Source organism: Flavobacterium hercynium (genome assembly GCF_002217285.1).
In the GTDB taxonomy this organism is placed as follows: Bacteria; Bacteroidota; Bacteroidia; order Flavobacteriales; family Flavobacteriaceae; genus Flavobacterium; species Flavobacterium hercynium.
Genome location: NZ_MUGW01000011.1, coordinates 1 through 26,040 on the forward strand (window position 1 = coordinate 1; position 26,040 = coordinate 26,040).

The 26,040-nt window shown below is 33.0% G+C and carries 13 protein-coding genes and 1 other RNA gene; 5 read left to right on the forward strand and 9 right to left on the reverse strand.

Going from position 1 to position 26,040, the window contains the following annotated elements:
* Positions 1-142: 142 nt before the first annotated feature.
* Positions 143-1,345: an NAD(P)-dependent oxidoreductase gene (locus tag B0A66_RS05425; RefSeq protein WP_089048846.1), complete on the reverse strand. Its 1,203-nt coding sequence runs from the start codon at positions 1,343-1,345 to the stop codon at positions 143-145.
* A 240-nt stretch (positions 1,346-1,585) separates the two neighbouring features.
* On the opposite strand from B0A66_RS05425, the gene B0A66_RS05430 reads away from it, so the two are divergent.
* From B0A66_RS05430 to B0A66_RS05450, 5 genes are all read left to right on the forward strand, one after another.
* The gene (locus B0A66_RS05430; RefSeq protein WP_089048847.1) at positions 1,586-2,788 is read left to right on the forward strand and encodes a serine hydrolase domain-containing protein; all 1,203 of its coding nucleotides are present in this window, start codon (positions 1,586-1,588) and stop codon (positions 2,786-2,788) included.
* Positions 2,789-2,855: 67 nt separating this feature from the next.
* Positions 2,856-3,252: a transfer-messenger RNA gene (gene ssrA, locus B0A66_RS05435) on the forward strand.
* A gap of 412 nt (positions 3,253-3,664) precedes the next feature.
* A complete protein-coding gene (locus B0A66_RS05440) occupies positions 3,665-6,667 on the forward strand; it encodes a hypothetical protein (RefSeq protein WP_089048848.1) in 3,003 nt (1,000 codons plus the stop codon).
* Positions 6,668-6,680: 13 nt separating this feature from the next.
* Positions 6,681-7,838, forward strand: a complete 1,158-nt coding sequence (locus B0A66_RS05445) for a hypothetical protein (protein ID WP_089048849.1) — start codon at positions 6,681-6,683, stop codon at positions 7,836-7,838.
* A gap of 334 nt (positions 7,839-8,172) precedes the next feature.
* Positions 8,173-8,703 (forward strand): hypothetical protein, encoded by a 531-nt coding sequence (locus B0A66_RS05450; protein WP_089048888.1) that lies wholly within the window; start codon positions 8,173-8,175, stop codon positions 8,701-8,703.
* 155 nt (positions 8,704-8,858) lie between these two features.
* On the opposite strand, the gene B0A66_RS05455 is transcribed toward B0A66_RS05450, so the two are convergent.
* The 8 genes from B0A66_RS05455 to B0A66_RS05490 form a co-directional block, all read right to left on the reverse strand.
* The gene (locus B0A66_RS05455; protein ID WP_089048850.1) at positions 8,859-9,464 is read right to left on the reverse strand and encodes a 5'-methylthioadenosine/S-adenosylhomocysteine nucleosidase family protein; all 606 of its coding nucleotides are present in this window, start codon (positions 9,462-9,464) and stop codon (positions 8,859-8,861) included.
* Between the two features lie 466 nt (positions 9,465-9,930).
* A complete protein-coding gene (locus B0A66_RS05460; RefSeq protein ID WP_089048851.1) occupies positions 9,931-10,641 on the reverse strand; it encodes a fibronectin type III domain-containing protein in 711 nt (236 codons plus the stop codon).
* Between the two features lie 352 nt (positions 10,642-10,993).
* A complete protein-coding gene (locus tag B0A66_RS05465; RefSeq protein WP_123868213.1) occupies positions 10,994-15,727 on the reverse strand; it encodes a hypothetical protein in 4,734 nt (1,577 codons plus the stop codon).
* 35 nt (positions 15,728-15,762) lie between these two features.
* The gene (locus B0A66_RS05470; protein ID WP_244283393.1) at positions 15,763-17,499 is read right to left on the reverse strand and encodes a hypothetical protein; all 1,737 of its coding nucleotides are present in this window, start codon (positions 17,497-17,499) and stop codon (positions 15,763-15,765) included.
* Positions 17,474-18,817, reverse strand: a complete 1,344-nt coding sequence (locus B0A66_RS05475; RefSeq protein ID WP_123868214.1) for a PKD domain-containing protein — start codon at positions 18,815-18,817, stop codon at positions 17,474-17,476. The genes B0A66_RS05470 and B0A66_RS05475 overlap by 26 nt, the downstream gene beginning before the upstream one ends.
* Before the next feature lie 187 nt (positions 18,818-19,004).
* On the reverse strand, positions 19,005-20,453 hold the full coding sequence (locus B0A66_RS05480) for a fibronectin type III domain-containing protein (RefSeq protein WP_089048854.1): 1,449 nt from the start codon (positions 20,451-20,453) through the stop codon (positions 19,005-19,007).
* Positions 20,454-20,455: 2 nt separating this feature from the next.
* A complete protein-coding gene (locus B0A66_RS05485) occupies positions 20,456-23,803 on the reverse strand; it encodes a T9SS type A sorting domain-containing protein (RefSeq protein WP_089048855.1) in 3,348 nt (1,115 codons plus the stop codon).
* Between the two features lie 4 nt (positions 23,804-23,807).
* The gene (locus B0A66_RS05490; RefSeq protein ID WP_089048856.1) at positions 23,808-25,874 is read right to left on the reverse strand and encodes a fibronectin type III domain-containing protein; all 2,067 of its coding nucleotides are present in this window, start codon (positions 25,872-25,874) and stop codon (positions 23,808-23,810) included.
* Positions 25,875-26,040 lie beyond the last annotated feature (166 nt).

A 26,040-nucleotide genomic window follows, 5' to 3' on the forward strand; every position in this document is an offset into this window, starting at 1 on the left:
TTAAAAAAAATAGCTTTCTAAATAGAAAGCTATTTTTTTTAAAATTTATTATAACGTAAAAACAACTCACAACTCACAACTCACAACTCACAACTCACAACTCACAACTCACAATTCACAATTCACAATTCACAATTCACAATTATTTCCCGTCTACATAATCCTGTAAATAGCTGAATCGTGGTGTTAATTTTCCGTTCTCTGTGATTTTAGCGCGTTGTAAAATTCCGTCTTTATCACCATTAAAGAAAGCAGGAACCACATGCTCCATAAACATTTCTCCAAAACCTTCACTCGCATCTTTTGGGATTTCGCATGGTAAATTATCAACTGCCATTACAACAACTGCTGCAGGATGAAAGACATCTACCTCTTTGTCTTCTAATGGAAAGTATCCGTATAAAGGCTCTTCAATTGTAGAAGAACGCAATGTACAAGCAATTGGCCCGTTTACATCGCACGAAATATCAGCCACAATTTTTAATTTGCAATCGCTTGCATTTAGCATTTCTCTTGTCAAAATCATGGGTGCTCCGGCAGCATGAAAATGACCAGCAAAATAAATATCAGATACTTTCGTGAATCTTTCAAAATTAGAAACATAGGCTTCAGGATGTGCAACAAAATCTTTAAAGTCAAGTTCCTGACCATCGATTCGTTTGTTGTATTCTAAAACGTCTAACTGTACGTAAACAGCCTGAGTGTATTTTTTAGTCAAATAATTATCGACTGTAATTTCTTTTATTCTAATGGCATCCAGAATTTCTTTAGCACCACTTCCCACCTTTCCGGTTCCTGTAATTACAAATTTCAAAGCCGGCATCGTAATACGTTTAAGTTGCGCAATCAAAGCGTCTTTTCCTGAAAGTGTTTCTGCTTTTGGCAATTTAAACAATTCGAACTTTATTCCGAAAGCACGGATTCCGTTGTACACGCCAACCATTCCGGCATATTTTCCGAAACCAATTAAACGTCGATTCTGATCGTCTACAATCGTTTCATGATCGTACAAATCAATATTCTTTTCTAAAATCGCTTTTAGCAATTTCTGATTATAAGGTTGTTTCTTAATCGTATGCGAAAAAAAGAAGTACGCTTTATTTGGAATCAAATTATCAACAGGAACTTCTTTTACACCAAATAAGACATCGGCACCTGAAATATCATCTGTAATAGAAATCCCTAAACTTTTATACTGAATATCAGAAAAAATACGGATATCGGAACTTTCTACTTCAACAGAGGCGTCTGGATATTGTTGTTTTAATTTTGCGAGCTCATTTGGTGAAAATACGACACGTCTATCTGGTGGGTTTTTTCTCTCTTTTATAATTCCAAATTTCATTTATATCAGATTAAGATAATTATTAATATAACTTTTTAAACTCAATTTGTTTCAAATATAACAAAATAAGTTAAATTTTTGTTGTTGTTTTCTCTTTAAAAAGATTTTCATAACTTTAATAGCTGGTGCACAATCTAGTAACAAAAAAAGAAGTTAAAAATATGTTAAAACCATTATCCGCATATTCGAAAAATGACAAAACAAAAGTATTGAATTCTATATATTTGTTTTTAAAGAATGATGAAAATGAGCTTCCTTAGAAAAACAAATATACCACAAATACTTTTTTTATCCCTGGTTTTAGCTTCTTGCGGAAAAGATAAAAAAGCAGTAGAAAAAGAAATTGTAACGATCGAAGATACGTTACCTAAAATGAAGCCGTTAGCTGCTGAAAAAAAAATATCTCAAGCCTATATAAATTCTGTTACAGGCAGAATTAACCATTTTTACACTAAAAACTGGCCTAATAATACGATGAACGGCAGTTTTTTGGTCGCAAGAAACGGTCAGATTATCTTTGAAAGATACAATGGTTTTGCGAATAAAAATGAAGGCACAACCATTACAGCTGATACGCCACTTCATATTGCATCGGTAAGTAAAGTTCTAACCGCATCAGCGATTCTAAAATTAGTAAACGCCGGCAAAATTGAATTAGACCAAAAAGTAAATACAATTCTTAAAACTTTTCCTTACGAAGATTGTACGATCAGAATGCTTCTGACACATCGAACCGGAATGCGTAATTATGCTTATTTTACAGATCATGATAAAACAGTTTGGGACAGACACGATCAGTTAACGAATAAAGATATTTTAGAACTCCTTGCTACAAAAGATATTGGTTTAGAAACCAAAACCGGTACACGTTTCAGCTATTGCAATACCAATTATGCTATGCTGGCGCTTATTATCGAAAAAATAACAGGTCTTACTTATAAGGAAGCCATGTCAGAGATGATTTTCAAACCTCTTGGAATGACACATACTTATGTTTTTGATGATGATAAGGAAAGAAAAAAAATTGTGCCTTCTTATAAAGGTAATGGTGTTGAAATTGGTTTTGATTATCTGGATAATGTTTACGGTGACAAAAATATATTTTCAACTCCAAGAGATTTATTAAAATTTGATCGCTCAAGAAATTCACCTGATTTTTTAAAACCGGAACTTCTTAAACAGGTTTACACCGGTTACAGCAATGAGCGAAAAGGAGAGAAAAATTATGGTCTTGGTATCCGCATGATCAATTGGAATTCAGGACAGAATTACTATTTTCATAATGGCTGGTGGCACGGTAACACCTCATCGTACATCACGCTGATGAACGAAGATGTTACGATAATTGCCTTATCAAACAAAATGACCAGAAAGACTTATGCCGTTCGGAAATTGGCTCCCATTTTCGGCGATTATCCGTTTAATTTCAAGGATGAAGAATAATTAAATTTTTAAGTAAATTTTATTGTTAATCTAACTTCAAAAAGCCTAAATTTGCAAACTCAATTTTGGGGTCGACTGGTTTTGACAGCAAGTCGAATTGAAAAGTAAGCACGTCGAGCATTGAGACCTTGCTCGTAAATATAAGATCTTACAATTTTACACGGCGAAAATAACTACGCTTTAGCTGCATAATCCGAATTATAGTAAGATTAAGCCACGTTCCTATCAGATAGGAAAGCTGGATTCTCCTTGAAAGCCTTGGTTTGTGGCGGTCAGTATAGGGGAACCGTAAAAATAAACCTAGATTTCCATGAGCTTCGGGTGGAGATTGAAATTAAGAAGATAAGTGTTGAGTGGTTGTTCCTGACCTAGCTTAACATCGAAAATCCAATCAGGAAATAAACGCGTAGAAAGCTCTTTAGTTGCTTGTTTGGACCCGGGTTCGATTCCCGGCGACTCCACAAAAAAGGGAAGATATTAAAATATCTTCCCTTTTTTTATTTCTAAAAAAACTCGCTTATCAAGCCAAATCCTATACAATTTTATCATTCAGAAATTACTTTTTTAGGTATTACTTTAAATTTATTCATTATTAGTCTAAAGAATTATAATTATCGTTCATTAACATTATTATTCTGACTTACTAAAGCTTATATAAATAAAAATCATTAAGTTTACAAAACGTAATCACCTTTTTTTCAAATACATAAACACAAATAATCAACAAAACAGAACAATCTTAGGCTATTAAGACGTTAATTCATTAAGTGATTCATTTTAAAAATAGCATATCGTTCCTTGTTTTTTTTAATTTATTTTTTCCATCGTCTGAAATCTCAAAGTAAAAATTTAATTTAATTCTAAAAATTTAATAAAATGGCAGAATCAATAATTAAAACAGACATTTTTAAATTTGTAGCACTCCGACCTCCGGTTTCTATAAACAAAAAAGATCAGGAAACATTTTTTTTTACTGATAAGAGAACTGTTGAGAAAACACCGATTGGAGAATTAGTATTAAAGGATGATACGCATATTATATATCTTGTAAGAAAATTTATCAACTCTCATCAACATGAAATTAATAATTCTAAAGAGAGTGCAGCTATTACAAAATTAATTGATATAGCATCTTCTTTTAATTCAGCTACTTTCAGTACAGACAAACTAAATCAATTGGTCGAAAGTTCCCTTGGCACTTCTGTTAAATTATATTCCGACAATTCTGAAACGAAAAAGTTGCTTGATATGTTCTGGGATCTTTATTATGCCTATTATATTCTATCAAAGAATGAACCTCAGAATTTTGACATTGTAACAAAGACTTTAAGAGCATTTCATTTGTTACAAGTACTATATGATTCTCAAATTTCTAATTTTGAAGCTCTGCAAAAAGTATTATCTGCTAAACCGATTATAAGTAATTTGTTTTCAAATCGCACTAAAACAACATCTAAACCTCAAAACCATAAAGAGGAAGAAAAAAACGACAGTAAATTAAAAGAATACAATAAACTTTGGGTTGATATTATAGACACTCACAAAGCTATTGATGAAATAAAAAGCGTACACTATGAAAACAATTCTGAATTAGAAACCAATAACCTTTCTGTAACCGGAAAAGGAAAAATCACCTATCTCAAAAACAGATTGTCAATAAATGAAAAAAGCTTTGACAACATGAGGGAATCAACCAAAGTGTTTTTAGATAATTTCAATACTGTCTCTAAGAATTTTCAAATAACCGAACCTTTGTCGCAACTTCAGATAAAGTTAGATAAACTTTATTCAATAGCCAATAATATAAACGACCCTGATTTTATTAAGGGGGCACCACAGGAAGCAAATTCTTTCCCAGGATTTTCTTCCTTAATTGGAAATTTTAAAAACCGCAATAAAGAAATACCAACGGTTGTATTATTATCTCCAAATAGCATTTTGCCCTCAATAAAGCCGTTGGGAATTGGCGAACTAAAAGTAGTAAAACAGGTTTTAAAAAAATATGAGACAGGTGAAGTAGCACATATAGAAAATGTTTTACGTGGCGAATATAAAGAACGTAAACACCGCATTTTAGACCGTACTGAAGATATATTTACTTTTTCTACCGAAACTGAAGAAGAAAATACAAAAGACACCCAAACAACAGAAAGATTTGAATTAAAAAAGGAAAGTGAAAAAACGATTGAAGAAAAAATGAGTGTAGAAGCGGGTATTACCGTATCCGGATCTTATGGCATGGTAACATTTGGAGCCTATGGTGATTTTGCTTATAGTACTTCCAGTCAGGAATCTAATAAAACCTCAGCAAATTTTGCAAGAGAGGTAATTGATAAATCAGTATCAAGAATACAGAAAAAAACAAAAGAAGAACGCACCACAAAAAAACTCCATGAAGTAGAGGAAATAAATACTCATGGTATCGATAATAAAGACAAGACCGATCATGCAGTAGGTATTTATCGTTGGGTTGATAAATATTATGAAGCCCAGATTTATAATTACGGTAAACGTTTAATGTTCGAATTTATAATCCCTGAACCATCTGCTTTTTTTGAATACACCCAGACCCATCAACCTAAAAAAAATATCATCCCTCCTATTGCTCCTTATAAATGGAATTTCGATGGTAATGAATGGAAAACAGATGGAAGTCTCATCACGCATAAAGACATTACTGAACATAATTTTCAGAATTATATTCGAGATTACAATGTACTTGGCGTAACTACTCCTCCTGTTCCTTACAAAACCGTTTCCACAGCAATTACTAAAGAAGGTATGACTGTTTTAGTAAGGGATGAACAAGAAAAAGACAGAAAAAAAGAAGGTCCCAGTTTTTCACTAAACAATAAAGAGCTAATTGTACCTGCTGGTTATAAGTGCAACGCAGGAGTTTGGTTTGACGTATCTGCAATATGGACTGCATTTCCTAAAATGGAACTAACAGTAGGCAATAAAATATTTCGGATTTTAGATCATGACCGACAAATTAATGAAGATGACAGTGCATTTGATGAAAGATTTTTAGCTGGAAATAATAGTAACAATGATACTATACCATTTCATACATTTTATCCGGATAGTATCATTCAGGTTTCTGTAAACTGTTCGGATGTTCTTTCGTATTCTATTAATTTATATGCCCTTGTAGAAAGATTACCGGAAACATACGAGCAATGGCAAATTCTGACTTATGAAAAAATTATGACTGCCTACAAAGCCATGCAGCTAGAATATGAGCAAAAAATAGCAGCTCAAGAAGTACAACAAGGCGTTATGATAACCGGTCAAAATCCAAAAATTAACAGAGAAATTGAAAAGACAGAATTTAAAAAACAATGTATAAAAATACTCATGGATACCGATACAAGTGTCTTTGGTACCTTTGATGCCATGAAAGATCACGGATCAAATCCTCCTGATTTCGATATTACTGATGCTTTACAGGAGGGTAAAATTATTCAGTTTTTTGAACAGGCATTTGAATGGGAAAACATCACCTATTTATTTTATTCGTACTTCTGGTCCAGAAAAAAAGAATGGCTTAGAAAATCTGTACAATATGACAATGATCCTCTTTTTACAAAATTTTTGCAAGCAGGTTCAGCCAGAGTAGTTATCCCGGTAAGACCTGGATATAATGATGTGGTAACTCACTACATGCAAACTGGAGAAATATGGGGTGAAGATGGCAACCCTCCCCTTATTAAAAATAAAAATGGTTCACTAAATGATCTTTATATAGCAATTGCTGATGAATTAAGAAATCAAACAGATGATTTAGCAGGAGCCATTGCCGAAGGTACTCCTTGGGAAGTAATACTGCCAACCACATTGGTCTATTTACAAAATAACGCTGATCTGCCAACCTATTAATTCCAACTTTGATATGGGTACTACTATTGATTTTTTTGAAAATTACTGTCTTGTTCCAAATAGACCTGTAAATAATAAATTTCCCACTCTCGAAGCCCTTCAGGCAGAAATATGGATCAGTACCTATTTCAAAAATTATTATGAAAAACAGTATGGGAAATCAAATTCATATGTTATAACTGGTCTTAGCTATTTAACTGATGACTACAGAGGAGATATTGCCTTTAAATCTGTTGAACAATTTAGTAGTAACATTTTTGATGGCATAAAACAATATTCAGAATATTATTTAAGAGGCTTACCTAAAAGCAAAGTATTAAATATTATTCTCAAATGGCTTCGATCAGATTTTAGAAATATGTATTCCAATAAAAAAGACTTCTCTAAATTATCCGGAGGTCTTCGAAAACCTGATATGCTGGGCATTCGATTTGAGCCGAATAAAATTATTTTTGAAATGGTCGAAGTTACAACAGAATCCCAGGCAGCAAAAACTATTATTGAAGACTTAGAGTCAAAAAAGGAAATTCTTGAAAAAGGAGTAATTCCTTTTATTGAGAATGAAATAAACAGTACTCAAATAAGTACTGGAGAATCAATTGGACCAACTAAAATTGATGTCATTTATTCTAAGTGGAAACCAGACAAAAACCAACTTATTATTCCTTTACTTTCCAACTTAGGTAGTTCAAAAAATCCTAAATATGAATGGATCTGCTATAAACCAACTTTTAGATACAACAATGGTAATGGGCAGGATGGATTGATTCTTTATGAGATACACTCAACAGGAAATAACCAAATGGTTCCTAAAAGAGTACTAGAAAAAGTAGCATTTGAAATTCGAAAATTAATGCGTCAACATACATTTGAATTAACACTTACTCCTTTTCTGAATAACTATTGGAATTCTAACATATCAGATAAACAAGAACTTATCATGATAATAGGGGCAGGAATGGGTATAAGTTTAATTATAGTACTTGCCCTATTACTACTTCCTGAAACAGCTGTAGGAGCAACAGCTGCAACGGTTTACACCGCAACCGAAACTACAGTATTATCTGCTAATACTATAGCAGCAGTTAGTGCTGCATCTGCATTTTTCCCCAGAATGCTCTCAATTGCTGAGCAAGTAATAAATTCTCTAAAATTATCTCCTGCCTTTTGATTTGAAATTATTTCTTCATTCTCTTTAATTTTAGCAAACTACTTGATTAATAGATAAATAAATTTCAAAAAAAGTTAATATCGATTGATAACTCAAAATAAAGTATTATTTTTGCGATCGAATTACTTTTACTGGTAATATCACTCCAAAAACAAAGGCGAACCACTTCTATTGAATTGCTCTATTCAATTCATATTTGTCTGGATTACAATTTTCTACTTAATAACACCACCTTCCTTACATATTGATATTGAAAGAGCTCCGATCGAATACAACGGCTAACACAATCGTTGTTTCTTCAAACAATATTATCAACATTATTTATTTTTTTACTATGAAACGAGTATGCGTTTTATTTTTTATTTTTAGTTTAAGCATTAATTTTTATGCTCAGGAAATCCCAAAAGTCGAAAAAAATCAGTTTAAGATCAATGTTTTATTTCCCGGATTTGTTTATGAACATGGCTTTACAACGAAAAACACACTTCATTCTGAATTTTATTTAGGCTTTGGATATAGCAATAATTCTGAAAAGGGAGAAAATTGGCCATTATTTCCTACCATAAGCGAACAATTTCGCCATTATTATAATCTTACTAAAAGAGCTGATAAAGGAAAAAAAACTCGTTATAACTCGGGGAATTTTGTAGCTTTAAATGCTACATACTATTTTCCATCTTTTTTAATAAATGAAAATGAATATACTTCATCTTTTCTTTTAGGACCTGTCTGGGGACTTCAACGTACTTACAAAGGAGCCTTCAATATTGGGTTAAATGGCGGAATTGGTTATAGTATTACGAGTGGTGATAATAAAATTATTCCTATTGCCAACTTTACTTTAGGATGGGTTCTTGGTAAATAATTTTAATAAAAATGTGCTATTATAAAAAGGTTCAATTCTAATGCCCCCTACCAGCAAACCATGATTTACTTAATTTATAATACTAAAAAGATAGCCTGAAAACGTAAAGTCGTCAGGCTATTTATTTTTGCGCATTTTTCATTATTAAAAGAAACTCATTCTACTACATCTTCATTCTTATTCAACTTCAAAAGATTTCCATAAGCGACTGCAGCTTTATGAACCTGAACGAGCCAATCTTCTGCGGCATTATCATCGGCTCCATCTGAAATGTATTTTAGACATAAAAACGGAATATCTTCTTTCATGGCAATCATCGCTAAAGCATACGCTTCCATATCTACAACATTATATGCCGTTTTTGAATGCCCCATCTCAAAACTATCTCCTGTTCCACATATTCCTTCCTGCAAACCATCCATTTTTAAACCATATTCTAAAACGGTTGGCAATCCTGATAAGGGTGTTTCATAGAGTTCATATCCCAAACCACGAACGTCCATATCTCTTTGGATAAATTTAGTACAGCAAATAATATCTCCTTTCTTAAAAAAATTACTTCCGGCAGATCCAAGATTAACAATTAGTGATGGTTTTTTATTCTGAATTATTTTTGATAATTCATAGGCTGCATTCACTTTTCCTATTCCTGTGATAATAGTATTGTAATCATTAAAAACATCAGCGGCTTCAATTGCTAAAGCAAAAGAAAACAAGGTATTCTCTACTAAAAACGATTGGTCATTATTTATTTTAATCATTGGATTTTGTTCTTTTTTTAAGCAGTCAAAAGTACTTTTTTTTCTCTACAGATAAAAATCAGCAGTATTGGCTTCTGGAAAATTAAATCCTACTTTTGCTCTCAATTTACTATCACCTAATATTATTATGAAATTAAAATACGCTCTTCTTTTACTTTTTTGCGTTTACTCCACTCTCCATGCTCAAGAAACTGTTTCAGCAAATAAAAATCTATTTAAGATGAATGTCTTCCTTCCCGGATTTGTTTACGAACATGGCTTTACAAAAAAAATACACTTTACTCTGAATTAAGTGTCGATTATACTAATACAATATGTTTTCTTAATAATTTTACTATTCCTGAAAAAACAAGTAACTTCAAAACCAATATTTAAAGAATAAAAAAAATGGGACAAACGTTATACATTTGTCCCATCTTTATTTTTTACGATGACTTTAAATTATTCTGCAAATTTCTTCGTAAGCTTAATACACCACTTTTAAAATTTCCTCCTTTACAGGATTATCACTCTCTAAATTGGCAATAAAATGATATTCGTATTCTGTGTTTATTTTAAGTTTGAAATCTTCAGTCGTTCTTAAATCACTATCTAGTTCTCTCCACAATTTTGGTGGAGATCCTTTAGCATTTTTGTAAATACTTACTCCTAAAACTTTGTCTTTATTATTGGCATAATCCCAATTCAAAATTATTTTTTTCTTTTGCCTGTCTGGAATTCCTTCCAGAAAACCAATTGCTTTTAGGGGTGCAAAATCCAACACAGTAACTGTTAAGGCAGAATCCTCTAAAAACGACAAGTCATTTTTATCTTTTGCCATAATCCCATATTGGTATACTTTTCTATTTTCAACCGTATCATCTGTAAATTCAGTAATGGATTCATTTACTTCTTTAATTTCTATCCAGTCCGGCTGCCCTTTTTCTCTTCGTACTATTTTGCATCCTACAATATCTTCACCATCATTTTGAATCCATTTTAAGGTTACTTTGCCTTCTGTACTGCTATAATTTTTAAAAACTGGAGCAGCAAGCGGAATTTCATGCGTTTTTTCTAAAACCAAATCTTCTGAAAGATCAGATGGATTGTTTTGTACATCTTCAACAGCCTCTTCCGACTGAGAATATGATAATGATGTAAAAAATAATAAGAGTAAAATAATTCTGATTTTTGGCATTACTATTCAATTTTCATATTAATAAAATTACTTAATCAATTAAGCCTGCACATAGTTAAAACTTCCCTAATTTGAACTAAATAGGAAGTATCAACTTTTTATATTGACTACTTTTTAATTAATTTTTCAAACTTAAATACAAAAATGAGCAGCATTGCAATCGAAAAAATTTATTTATAACAAGATAGGACATAATTGCGTTTTTACGCAATACAGATACCTGTAGAGCACATTCATTGAAAAACACAGTGTATTAATTAATACGTAAAAAACCACAAAAAAAGCCAACACATCTTTATGACGTATTGGCTTTATTAAAATTTCGTAACTTTTGAAGTTACGGTTTTAAAACTTATCTAAAGCTATTTTTGTTTTTGTACGTGTATATAAACGGTGAAGATTTTTTATCTCCTGGTAAATTATACTTGAGTTCAATATCATAAGTACCATAACGCATAAATAAATAACTGCTATTCAAAAAACGTTTTCCAATAGGTAGACTTGCTGCAACTCCGTCAAAATAATCCCTAATAATCTGATTGTTTAAATCTGTCCAGTCTTGCTTGTATACCAATGGCAGGTTGTACTTAAACGGGAAGTTTTGTCTTGTCCATGCATGATTTACGTTATTCTCGACACTGTTTATATAAGAAGCATTTAACGTTATTGCTTTAGCAGGTACAACACCATATTCCTCTGTATCTCTTTGCGTAATATGATAAGTACCGTTTAAAGGGTAATCTCTATACAAATAAGGAAATATATCTGTTCTATAATATTCGTCATCTAATCTGGACTCTGCACTAATCAAAGGCTTATTGTCTGCGTACGATACTCCTTGCAAATCTGCAATATCAAATGCTTCGTCACTATCTATAGTTGTACTCAAATAAATAACATCTGAATAAAGAACACCGAAATTATACCCCTTCGTTTTTATAGCATTCATCTTAGATCTGAATGTCTTGTACTTACTTGTTGCAAATGAATAATTTAAACGATCAATTTCTCCTCCTGCTTTAGATAATTCATTAGCTTGGTTTTCTCTTATTTCAATATCATTTCCTTCATCAGTAAATTTATTCGCATTTACTTTTGTTTTACCTGAGCCATTCTTTGTAGCATCTCCTTTAAAACTGCTTACAATAGAGAAGTTATATTTTTTCTCCTGATCGATATTAGGCAAATTATAGTAAATCTGATTAGAATTTGACTCGTATGTAAACACAGCAGACTTAAAATTTGATGTTCCGTCTTGATTTAATTTTACTTTTGTTTCCCATCGTCCATCTTCAAATAAATAATCCTGTCCACGTTTGAGCTGAATATATCCTTTTGGATACTCATCTTCCAAGAAATATCGCTGGTTTACAGCAGGATAGGAATACTGTACATTGTTTAACGGAATATAATTTGGAGCACCTCCTGTGGTAAAAGTTCTTTCTTCAAACTCTTTTGCGACCTGCCCGTCAATTTCTATCGTCTTAAATATTCCATCTACCAATTTTTGAAAACTCACTTCTATCTGTACTTTGAGTTTTTTACGTGGTGGTAAAATATCACTGGAAATAAAATTCACTCTGTCTTTCATAGCACTCCATTCCAAAGAACCCGAAATTTCTTTTCCTTCGTCAAAAACTTTAAACTTTTCTAATATTATTTTATAAGTCACATCTTCATCTTCTTCAGGAATTACAAATGCTTCATTAATTTTCATGCAGAAAGCTGCTTGTGGTACAGCAAATACATCAACATCGCCGGAACCTTCTTTTGGCGTTACATCTGTTATTATTTTAATACCACCCAATGGAGTTTCCTGTTCAAACTGGCATTTTTCTCCTAATTCTAATTTAAAACGGAATTTTCCTTTAATTAATCCTCCAAGAACATTCATATTTCCGGCAATATGCCCCTGCATCCAGACAGGATTTGGCAGTTTTGCCTGCAGTATTGCAGCAGTATTTCCGGAAATAATAGGAACTTTTAATGTCACCAAAGCCAAATTAACCTTAACTCCTAATTCTCCCTGCAGATAAGCATACGCTTGTCCGTTTGCATACCAACCGTTTATTCCGACCTGATCTCCTGTATTATAACATTTTGCCTGCTGATAATCTTTCAGCATTAGATCAAATCCTAATCCAGACTGGAAACGAGCGTAGAATAGTGCGAAACCTAAATCACCTGTATCATACTGTAAATTTGCTCCAAAAGCAATTCCTCCTCCATTTTTCAACGCATTTTCATCACGCATATACTGCAACTGTTTCACATCAACACCTAAAACATCGGCAACATTCGGCGGTGGCGACGGGCTTCCAGGCAGAACTGTACCAGCCATAAAATAACTTCCGGTTTTTACATAGATTCCGCCAAATCCTAATTTTATACCGCATCTGTTATCAGGTGTTCCGTTGTACAGATACCAGTCTTGTTCATCATAATGAAAAACTCCTGCTCCTGCCCTTCCGTCTTTTCCAGTACCTTTTAGAATATCAAGAGGTGTATTAACGAAGGTATCCATTTCCCCATGTACAGAATTATTAACACAGTCAAATTCAATCCCTAAAGTCATTGTAATTCCCAAATTATCATGCATTTTACTTGGAATTGTTTTGTTTGCTTTATTAAGCTTCTTTTTAATTTTAGAAGTTTTATCCCCTTTATCTACAAGTTTTTCGGTAACGCTTAAAATACTCTCTTTTCCACTTTTATCAGCTGCTACCTTAGCAATCAACTTGGTAATATCTTGTAAACTACTTACTTTAGGAAGAAGATTTGCCTTTCCGAAAAGAGACATGGAATTGATTCCTCCACTTTGATTAAACTCCATTTCAAAACCAGCTTCTCCTTTACATGTTACATCTGAACCAATGAAAAAGGTAACTAAAGCCTTAATACCAAATTTCACACTTTCGTCAGGTGTATAACTTAAACCCGAAGGCGAAAAATTGGCTATAGCAATATTATCATTTCTACGCATTTTATAATAACCACCACCCCCAAAACCGGTAATCATAAAAGGCGATCCAGCTATACCTTCTATTTGTGCTGCTGCATCAAAGTACCAGTATTTAAAGGTTGATCGTCCAAAAATCGCTTTTGCTTTAAAATTGATTTTCTTTACAATATCAACTTGTAAATCTGCACTGAAACCATCACCATATACCGGATCATCCTGCATTAGAATTAAATTCCCTTTAAGACCTATTCCCCCAAATTGGCAGTCTACTGTAATTCCAGATAAATCTAATCCATCGAATTTCCACTGTTGTGTTACGCCATCATCATCCATTTTCCCTTTTATACCAATCCTGGCTGAAGCAGAAGCACCAAGTTCATCCATTAAACTAATTCCGAGATCAAAATCAATTCGGGCAGTATCGTCATTACAAACAACCTTAATATCTCCAATTGTAACAGGAAAATTAGCAAAACGAGCCTTTCCTTTATAACTCATATTTCTAACTGCTATATAAGGAGAAACAGTTTGTAATTGAAGGTCTTCAAAAATAATAGATCTAAAATCTATAGCTTTTCCACCTTTTATTAGAGCAAGGTCATTCGCTCTTTTATTGACAGCAAAATTAATAACTCCATTTAAGTTTGCTTTTGGCAAAAAGTGACCGTCTTTTAATTTTAATTCAATAGAACTATTGGGATGCAAAAGAGCTCTCGCTTTCCATAAATCGAAGGTGATAGAATCTTTCGTAACGGCCGTCAATTGACATTCATCCATTGAAATAAAACCTGTATATGGTAAACCTACATTCTGAATTTTAAAACTGTCTATTAACTGGTCAATTGACCCATATTCCCCTTTTGTAGGATCTGCGCTAGAGCCGGGATCTTTTTTTGGAGTTGGTTTACTAATAGGTAAAAGAATTACACCGTTTATATTAGCTTTTAAAAACGTATTAGCTTCAATTGCTACATCAATATGTTCTAAGGAATAATGCCATGCTTTTTTTGTACTTGTAATTCCTTCATCAAGAGCAAAAACATTATCTGCAGAAAAAGTATTGGATACTCCAAATTTGTCTATTATAAGATTATGTGATTCAACAGTTACGCGCTCCTTTTTTGATTCTGAATCATTCGTTCTAAATTCCTTTGGTAAACCAACTTTAAAATTTTCTATAAATACTCCTTTCCACGATTGTTCGTTTGGCAATAATATCCCATTAAACATATAATCGTTTGGAAAAACTATATTTGAGCTGTTTTTGATATCACTCAAATCAAGTACAGCATTACTCGCCAGAAATTCAAAATTTCCATCATAATTTTTAGTATTCCTTTTATCTTTTAGAACAAAAGCATCTAAGCTAACATCTACTAAAATATCATTCCAATTGTCAATCGTAGTATTAAATTCACCCCTAACTTCATTTGAAATTTGAGTTTGGTTTCCGTTATAATAGGTTTTAGTAATCGTTTTTTTAGCTTCATCAACCATCTTTGATACTGGATCTATAGGTAAAATTAAATCTCTTGAAAACGCCACTGCTCCGGAAATTTTCATTTCTTTAAAACCGTCGCAATCAATTGTTAGGTATGTTAAGTCTGCAAAGGGAATATTTTTCAAATCAAAACCGCCGTACAATGACACTTGCCACCTATTTTGACTAAACGGAATGTCAACATTTCCCAGCAGTACCAATTTTGCTTCTCCAATTATACCCCCCTCATGTGATAATTTCACATCTTCTGCTCCGAAAAATAATTGTATTGGTTTCCCGTTTTTATCTTTTTGCGGAATATCAACTCTGCAAAAAACTGCCAAAGTGGTATGTTCCGGTAAAAGCAACGCTTCTCTAATTACGATCGAATACTGAATGTTATTTATAGTTTTACGAATACCAACCGGAAGTTCTGTCAATTTATCATTTGAAAATTTATCAACCCAACGATTTGCTTTTTCAATTTTTTCTATAGCATCTACTGCCTTAGTAATTTCCTGAGAAGCGTTTAACTCCTGACCGTAAGAAACAGAAAATGTAAACAACAAGACAAGAAGTGTTAATTGTATTTTTTTTATCTTCCGCAAAGACAAAAAAGCATTGTTTTTTATTAATTTAATCATAGCAGTTTTTTTATTTTATTTTGATCTTAATTTCATTAGAAAGAATATCCGTAATTAAAATTTAACGTTAAATCATTGTTTTGGGGTTTACCGGAAGAACTCCGATACATCGAAATCATACCTAATGTAAAATTGTGTTTTTGCAATAAGGCATAAGTATTATTGAATTTAATGCCAAATACAGAACTTGTAATATTACTTTGGGAGGTATTGTACAGCAACCCGAAATTGGTATTCATTTTATCTTTTAATATTTTTTTTGAAACTCCTACAGAAGCTCCCACAGCTGAATTATCTGATGTTGCAACCTGATTACTTGTGTAATTCAACGAACTGTTCAGGGAGGTTTTAATTCCTTCAAAATTGATTGTATGTGCAACACTATAATTTTGTACTGTACTTGCCTGTCCCCTTCTAATCACACCTCCTTGTTCATTTGCCTGACTCGCAATATTATAGTTAAAGTTTACATTCTGGTTCTTCTTCTTTCCAAAAGCATACATTAAACTAAAATTCGAATTTTGCGATAATTGCCTATAATCAAGCGTATCAGCAGGTACTATAATTGGATTATTAATGAGTTCAAACTGATTCGGATTTCTATTGGTGTAAGTTGAAAAATTGGAATAACTACCGGTAAAACTAAGCTGATCCGTAATTTTGTAATTCATATTTAAAGTCCCAACGACACGCTTGGAATTCTGCGTTTTCTCTTTGGCTAAATTATCTCTCTGGTACCCTAAACTTGCTGAAAAATTTATTTTATCCTTATAAAAAGAACGTGAAAAGCGTAGTGCAATATTTTCTAAATCATTATTAAAATACATAGCACCCAAAGTATAATAATTGGGATCTATACGTTCGTAGGTTAAACCAAGTTTACTTTTTTGAATGGTATAATCGAAATTAACATTTAATGCATTCAAGTAACTTGTTGTTTGTTTAGCTGAAAATATTTTATCTCTTAGATTCCCTCCCTTTCTTTTATCCGCACGCGAATCTTCCGTTAAGGCAGACATAGCATATTCAAAATCAAAAGTTAAATTATTCAATAACGATGTGCTAAAGGTTAAACTATTTACCAAATTTTCTTTTGGTGTTATACCTTTCTCATCTCTTCCCAAAAACAACGAATTTTCATTGTCCTTAGCATAAAAACCAATCCATCCAACTTTATACTTTTCTTTTTCGAAACTGGTTTTTACACCATATCCATAACGCTCATATATAGGAACTCCGCCTAAAGCTCTGTCCTCTGTGACAGCTTTAAATATTTGTCCTCCCATTAAACTAATCTTAAAAGGAATTCTTGGCGTTAGTTCCAGACCAATTCCCTTAAATGGAATTCCGCTCAGAGTATAAGGTGAAAAGCTCATACTAGTATTTCCTATATATGCTTTGATCCACCTGTATTTTGGCATAATGCAAATTCGATTAAAATCGATAGGCGATGTATAACCAGAATTCTCTCCTTGATTGGTAATACTGTAAAAAACCGGAACACTAAAGCTGAAAGCTGAAAAATTTAAACTTCCTGAAAGCAGATAGGTAAAAGGTTCCCTAGAGATATCCTGATTCGAATTATAAAATACCGTGTTGGCATTTACAGCTCCACTCACTTTAAAATTGGGCTTATAAACATTCTCTAAATCTATATCTTGTGCGTACGCATCTTTATTTAGAAAAAAAACAAAAACGACTAACACCCAAAACAATTTCTTTTCTCGCATCATATGACAGGCAACATTATTGTTTTTGAACTTTGATATCACATAAAATATAAGATTCAGTACCTTTTTTGACCATTTCTTTTATTTTAATAACTCCTTTTCGTCCATCTTGCGTTTGAAACAAAATGATACGAGGATAAGCAAATCCAAACTCCTGTGCTCCTGCTGCACTATAGTTTATATTTAATCCTTTTATTGATGTATCATCTACCATTGCATCAAATTGGGTTTCCGTAAAATTCAAACCACAGTTGCATAAACTTTGCGAATTGATAAATACTGTATTTTGTGCATTTTTCAATGGCAGAAAACCAAAATTAACAGCCTGATCCGGAGAAATGAACTTATTCGAACCAAAATCGCTGTTTAAACTCTGAAAAACGATATCAACAAAAGGGCTGCTTTGATCTGTAATTTCATTGGCTTTGTACAATAATCTTGTCGTAGTAGAAAACATCGCTCCAACACTATTAGTGTTATGAGCCACATTTATCCCAAACTGTACATCATTAAATACCCGCAAGTTCGTATCCGGTAAAACTGTTATTGGTACAATACTGATATGACTTGTTTTATCGTTAAATACTTCCAGTGTAATCTGATGCTGACCCACAGTCGAGAAAGTCACAACCGGATTTTCTTCTGTTGAAGTTGCAGGTGATCCTCCTTCAAATGTCCATTTGTAACTTGTCGCACTAACTGACCTATTACTAAAATGAACTACAACCGGATTTTGATAATCATCATCTTCAAATTTGGGTTTATCCACAAATGCACTCATTAAGTATGGTGCCACATTAATGGTCCTAACTTCTTTTTCTGACTCAAATCCGTTAGAAACTGTTAAAGTGATATCATGATCTCCCGGTGTTGTAAAAACTACAATTGGTGGTGTCTTTCCTATAAATGATGCAGGTAATCCTTCCTGAAAATCCCACTTAAAATTTAATCCCTCTCCTGGTGTTGTATTGTTGATCGCTACCTCAACTGGTGAATAATTACTTTTTATAATTTCATGCTTAAACTGAATGTGAATTCCTTCTTTTATTTCTATTGTTTTGCTAATGTCACGGATTTCTCCATCTACATTGGTAAGATGTAATTTTATGCCATAGCTGCCTTGTTTTTCATATAGTACCTCACCGGGATTTTTTTCAGATGATGTAGCTGGTCTCCCTCCTTCAAATTCCCATTTATAAGTATCAGCACCTGTCACCTTATTATCAATTTTTATAGTCACTGGTACGGATTCATCACCATTTACATACGAAGTTGTAAAATCACCTTCTATCAAAATGGAAGTTTCCTGATAACATGACGTAATAACTATACATAATAGTAAGAGTAAAGTTTTCTTCATTTGGATAGTTTTCTGTTAATTTCTTTTTTCTTTATTGACTTAGCATAGCAAACCCATTACCGATCAATATCCCAGAATATTAATAAGTGTAATATTTTTTACTCCTAGTACATTTAATCAGATTGCCTACATATCGAAAGTCCTTGTAAAGGCTTCCATCTCATAATCTCAGGTAGAAATTCTTTTCTTAAATTTTCCCGGCACTGTCATAAGTTGTTTTAACGATACCTCTGATTAATTGATAATCTGTATTAACCATAATGTTGTTAAACTGAACTGTAATTTTCGTGTCAGATAAATAAGGCACGACGATATAGCCTTTTCCAGAATATGGACTATTTCCTGTAAGTTCTAAAATAGTGACCGGAAAATCGCCTGCTGTAAATGTTTCGCTTTGAATCAAATTGGTAAGGGGTGTTTGATTGCTAATTTTTATTTTAGGCTCAATACCACAATTGTATACTAATTTCGGATTGTTTTTTTCCGGCATTTTAAATACCTGAATATTGCTGTACACATAACTTGGTTCAGTACCATACTGAGGTAAATCACAGGTAGCTCCCACCCGAAATTCATAGCTTTCGTTAGGTTCGAGATTAGTTAACATTACCTGATCATTTTGGGTATTAATAGAAAACCATTCTGCTTTAGCTACTCCTTTTCTTCGATATTGTACGTGAACCTTTCGGTACTCAGGCTGACTAAGCCATGTTATCTTAGCAGTCTTGGCACTTTGTGCCTGACTAAGTAAAAAGGTTGGAACAGCACAATTAGCAGCATATTTAAAAGAGAATATTTCACTATAACCATTATTTTTAAAAACTGCATTTTCAGATAAACCTGTTGTCGAAATAGCCTTTACACGCCATGCATAACGCATACCTGGTATAAGTATTGGCATAGATAAATTATACAATAAAGTTGGACTAAAAACTGTCTGTTCATGAAGTAAAGGAGCCATCATAAATGCAGTTTGTGGATCTAAATTAGGGTCGAGAATTTGCTTTAACTCAAATTTATATGAAACATTGGTCGCGTTGATCTGTCGAGGTGTCCAATTAAAAAGAATATTCGGGAAATTTGAAGCAACGATCTGCTCGTTTTTCACTGGTATATTAAGTATTGGCGGTTCATTAAGTTGCAGATAAATCATACTGCAAGTCTTTTGCGACAGTCTTTTATTGGTAATAAAATCATATATTTCAAAACAAAAATTATACATCCCGTCCGGTAATGGAGCTGCATATTGTGCGGCCGAAATTCCTTGCAGATTTTCTAATCTAAAGAGTGCTGCAATATCTGCATTAGTTAATGTTTGTAATTCGCCACCAGTAATAAATATTGGCCTTTGCCCTTGAATGTAATCACTACTTTGTATGTTAAAACGATTTCCCTGAATGTATAATTTTAGCCTTACCTGTCTTTGCGCAATAGAAATATCGGTAGGATTAATTACTAACTGCATTTTGGTATCTGCGCTGTTAGCATAATCCGAAATTTTAAGCGCATACGGTAAATTAAATGTTGGATTAAGCTGCACTGGATGTAACTGGGCATATGTCGCCAAGCCAAATCCCCCTACTCCCCAAAGAGGAAAGATTATAAATAAAAATATATTTTTATAGAAGTTTTTCATTTTTAATAGATGATAATTTTCTTAACAAGTGTTTGTTGTTCTGTTTCTAAGACTAAAATGTAGATACCGGAGGATAGCGTTACATCAAAATCAAATAAATATTTTTTTTCTCCTGCCTCTTTTTTCTGTAATAAGGAACTTTGACCATTAGAAGCAAACAATCGTAGATTCACCGGACTCTCATTCTCTAAATTTACAAGTACTTTAAAATTCCCATTACTTGGATTAGGAGACACTATAAAATCATTTATAAAAGCAATTCCTGTTGCATTTTTATTGGTCAGGATGCTTCTTTTTTCTACCATAATACTTTTAGTGTAAATTGCATAACATTCGCCCTGAGTCTGCTCTAATGAAATATCATAAGTTCCTAAATCCTTAAATTTTAAGGTTATGTATTGCTCATTTTCGTCAACAATAGTAACATCATTTGGTATGTTCCATTTTGTTGTCTCCCCCAAAGGATTACTTGTATTTATCAATATTACCTCTTCATCCATATAGGCCTGAGTACTTAATAAAAATTCTGAACTAATTTTAGCATTATTGATTGAAATCTCAATTTCATCCTCTCCAATACAGCCTAAATCTGTAGTTACTTTTACCTTATATATTCCTGCTTCAGTTAAACTTACTTTTGCTTTATCTGATGTAAAACCGTTAGTCGAAGTCCATTCGTATTTTGTAGCCGATGGAAATGAAACGTCCAGATCTACAATCTGATCCTGACATATTGTTCTATCAGCTCCAAGATCTATAGGTACAGGAGCTGGATCCTTTAATTCAAATTTCTGAATCAAAATACAACCTTGTGCATCGGTTAATGTTACTGAATATTTCCCTGCTGTTAAATTAGAGATACTTTGAGTAGTTTGCCCAGTATTCCAGATATATTGGTAAGGCTGAACACCTCCTGTTGGTGCTAAGTTAATTGTACCATCGTTTCCTTGAAAACAGGTCGGATTTATAACAGTTTCATTAATCAACATACTATTTGGTTGCTTAATTAGTATACTTCCCTGTACGACACATCCTTTAGCATCTGTAATTTGCACGAAATAATTACCTGTATTTAAACCTGTTATATTGTCCGTTTTTTCGCCATTAGACCATTGGTATTTATAAGGTGGTGTACCTCCCTTAACATTTGTTTTTATCCAGCCATTATCTCCTTGACTACAAAAAATATCTTCCTTAGTAAAAGTTAATTCTAATTTATCAGGCTGTTTCATGAATTGAATACTATCACGCTCTGCGACTAAAACATTGTTTACATAATCCCCTAACCTAATACCATTTTTATCTTCAACATTTACGGAATAGTTACCATGTGATAAGTTTTCAATAGTAGCTTCATGATGATTTATAGTGATCCAGCTACCATTTTTCTGCTGTTTTTTCCAAAAATACTTGTACGGTAGTCCTCCATTATTAAAACCTGTAAAAGGCACACCACCTTTTACATTCACCTCTAAAATACCATCTTGTGATTCATCTCTCTGTCCATCAGCAGGATTTATATCTGCTTCATTTCCAAATTGATTGGTGACATTACAAGAAATTGTTTTTTTAACATTCAACGTCACCTCAAGCGGATCAGGCTGTTTCAACACAATATTTACCGGGATTATTGTACAACCGGTTTTATCTGCGGCTGTTGCATAATTTGCATCCCAGACAGTAAAAGTATAGATATCGGCTGGAACATCTTTTAAAATAATAGCATACAAACCACCACCAAATTGAGTGGTAGTTTTCGTATTGCTGATCACAGCATTTTTACTGTTTCTCCATTCATACATATACGAATTACCATTAATTGGTGTTCCTCCTGTTACGGAAACAGTAATATTGCCATTTGTTCCACCATGAAAAGGAGGTTCTTGAGTAGAAGTTTTATATAAAGATACAACAGCAGCGGGCTCATCAATTTGCATTGACAAATACTTATTAGATCCCTGAGCATTTTGGGCAAAACAGCCCCCTCCTTTATCATTTATATCTTTTACTTTTCTGACGTGTACAAAATAAGTTCCTACCGATAAACCTTTAATGGTATGCTGCGCTCCATTTGAAAAATTTTGCCATGTTACAGTATTATTCAAAGAATATTGATAAATACCTCTTTTAGCTGAACCTCCTGTTGCAGTTATTATAATGGCTCCATCCTGACTTCCTCCGCTACAAAGAACATCATTCTTCTTTACAAGCGAAAAGTCTACTCTTGGGGGCGAGGTTACTTCAAAATCTTTTTGATGTTCCGGATCATTTACATAAGTACTGGCATTATAGCCATTTTTTTTGCAAAATCCCAGTAAGTTTAAATGGCTTTTCCCTTTTGCTAAATACTCAATAGTATAAGAATTATCAGGAGCTAATTTTCCGCCTCCAAGATTTCCATCTTTACTAATGTTGTAAATATCTCCTTGATAAGTTCCACTAAAATCCAAAGTCAATGTTTCACCATCTTCTAAAGGCCTGCTAAAATTGATCTTTATTTTTCCGTCTGTAGTATCAAAACAACTTGTTTCAATTTCTTCAATCGATACAATGTGGGGAGCTGACATAGCATAAAATAATTCTATAGGAGCATTGTCTGATTTTTTACTAGCTCTTAGAAAGATTTTTTTACCTATTGCTTCTTTCGGCAAAAAATCTTTTGCTTTTATATTCAATGAGTTTTTACCCTGATAACCACTTGGCAGATCGTTCCAGACATCTTGCCAAAATCCACGAACTGGACTAATTTGACGATACACCCTATCCCCTTCGATATGATACATCCATTCAAAATACTGAGGTTCCACACCTGCTATTGCCTGAACAACAATTGACGATTCTGCACCAATAAAAGTATTGTTTGTATCCTGATTCGTCAAATTAATGACAGGATCAACATTAATTTGTACTTCACCAGGCTGATTTAGTTTCAAATTAGAAAAGTCAAAATATTTATCGTAGTTTCCTGTAATACTAATTTTTTGATCTGTAAAATCATTACCAAAACACCTGTTGCCTTTTGGTTTGTAACTAGTTCCTATAACTAACTCCGTAATTTGTTTATCATCTCTAAAAATTATAGTGTTAGAATCAAAAGATTCATTTGCTAATGCTTTCCCATTATCGGGATATGACGCATTACCCTGAACGATAGTTTCATATTTACCATTCCTGTCTTTTGTTGCAATCCACTGCAATCCTCCAGTAATCTTGTTGTTAGGACAGACACCTCCACTATTCCCTACTTTTCCAGTAACTCTTAAAGTAGAATAACCATCACCACTTATATTTATCTGTGAAAAGCTACTAAAACAAATCATTAAAAATATTCCTAAGTAAATTTTCTTCATATGCTTAATATAGTACTGTTAAAATTTCCTGCCTCGCAGGGTTATTACTCTCTAAATTAGGAATCAAACGATATTCGTATTCCGTGTTCATTTTAAGTTTAAGGTCCTCTAATGTTCGTACCTCACTATTTATTTCCCTCCATAGTGTTGGCTGAAATCCTTTTACATTTTTATAAATACTTACTCCCAAAACTTTGTCTTTGTTATTAACATAATCCCAATTCAGAACTATCTTTTTCTTTTCCCTGTCTGGAGTTCCTTCAAGAAAGCTAATTGCTTTTACAGGTTTAAAATCTAATACAGTAACTGTTAAAGTAGAATGTTCTAACGATGACCAAAGATTATTTTTATCTTTTGCCATGATTCCGTATTGGTATATTTTTCTGTTTTGGATCTTCTCATCTGTAAATTCCTGAATCGTATCGTTCATTTGCTTAAGCTCTGCCCATTCCGGCTGTCCTTTTTCTCTCCGCACTAATTTGTACCCAACCACATCTTCACTATAACTTCGAATCCATTTTAAGGTTACCTTACCTTCTTTAATATCATAATCTTTAAAAATAGGAGCTGATGGCGGAATTTTATCTGGTTTATCCAGAACTAAGGCATCTGAAAGTTCTGATATGTTGTATCGCATATCTTCGGCAGCCACTTTATAATACACTTTACTGTTTGTCAGTTTAAGACTTACAGTGTCTTTGTACGTTGCTCCTGTAAATGATTTATGGTAAATATCTACAAATTCTTCATCAGGATTATTCGCTCTTAAGATTCGATATCCTCTTAAATCACGTTCAGTATTGGGATTCCATTTTAAATTTACGACACCCAGACTGTCAATCACACCTTCAAGTCCTGTTGGTTTGACCGGTGGAATAGAATCTACAGGCTGTACCAGCATACTGTAAGAAGTAAGTCTCTGGTTGTTTTTACCAACCGTCGTAATTTTAAAATAATTGGAAGGATAGAGGCTCTCTTTAAAATTAAACTTTCTATCCGCAGGCGCAATCAGTTTTGAAACAACTTTATAGGGTCCTTTATCATCTGGTGCCAAATTAATTTCATACCCCTGAATTGCATTTTCTGACTCTTGCGGATATTCCCATACCAGATTTACTTCATTAGAATTTATAATGCTATAATCTGTTAATCTTGCTGCAACGGATACCGCTGTTATTCCAGTTGCAGTAATTGGTTTGGTCAGCTGCCCTTTTTCCCCAAAGGAAGTGATGCCATATAATCTGTAATGATATAGCTTATCATTTACTTTTAGTGTATCTATATAATGCATGCTTTTTGACGGACTACCGTCTTTATCATTTAAATTTACCAAAGGTGTATTGGCAATAGGCTTGTAGTTGATACCATCTTCTGATTTCTCTACCATAAAAGAGGTGTAGATTGTTTTAAAAGTTTCATAATCCCAGGAAAGCATTACTTTTTTATCATCAGCAATGGCTATAAAATCTGTTGGTGCCGGTAGATCAGTATAGTCTTTTAATCCAATCATAGAAGAGGCTTTTTTAACTTTAGGAGTTTCAAAAACACTAATCTGATAGGCATAAACCTCATTTTCTTTTATATTGGTATCAACATATCCCCATCCTGCTTTTACAGCTGCATCAAAATTCATATCGGCTGCGTACAAGGCAAAGGTGTAGCGCTGATCGAGTTCATCAGCCATGCTGATTATTTTGGATATACTGCCTTCTTTCGCTCCTGTTACTTCAAAACTATCTCCATAAATAGCTTGCGCAATAATGGCAGCATTACCGTCTTTTTGTACCAGATCAAGCCAAGCATCTAAAACATCTGGCTTCAGCGGTGTAGGAGTTAAAAGTGTTTTCTCCGGTTTTGGCACAATTTTACCATTACGCAAAACTGTAATCCTATTGATTATAAATCCTTTTTTATGGGCTTTTTTCCACTCAATTGGTGAATTTATAGCCCAACGAATTAATATCTTATCTTTTTGAGCTCGCGAATTAACCACAATAGCAGTCTCTTTTGATTGAGAATACGTTAAAGAAACAAAAAAGAATAAGAGTAAAAAAAGTTTGATTTTTGACATTACTACTTAATTTACATGTTAATAAAATAATTAAATCAATTTTTGCACTACATAATTAAAACTATCTGACTTAAGAAAGGCAGAAGCTTTTAATTCTCTAATTAGCGACTTATTTTGATTGATTTTTCAAACTTAAATACAAAAAGAAATACCATAGCAGTTGTAG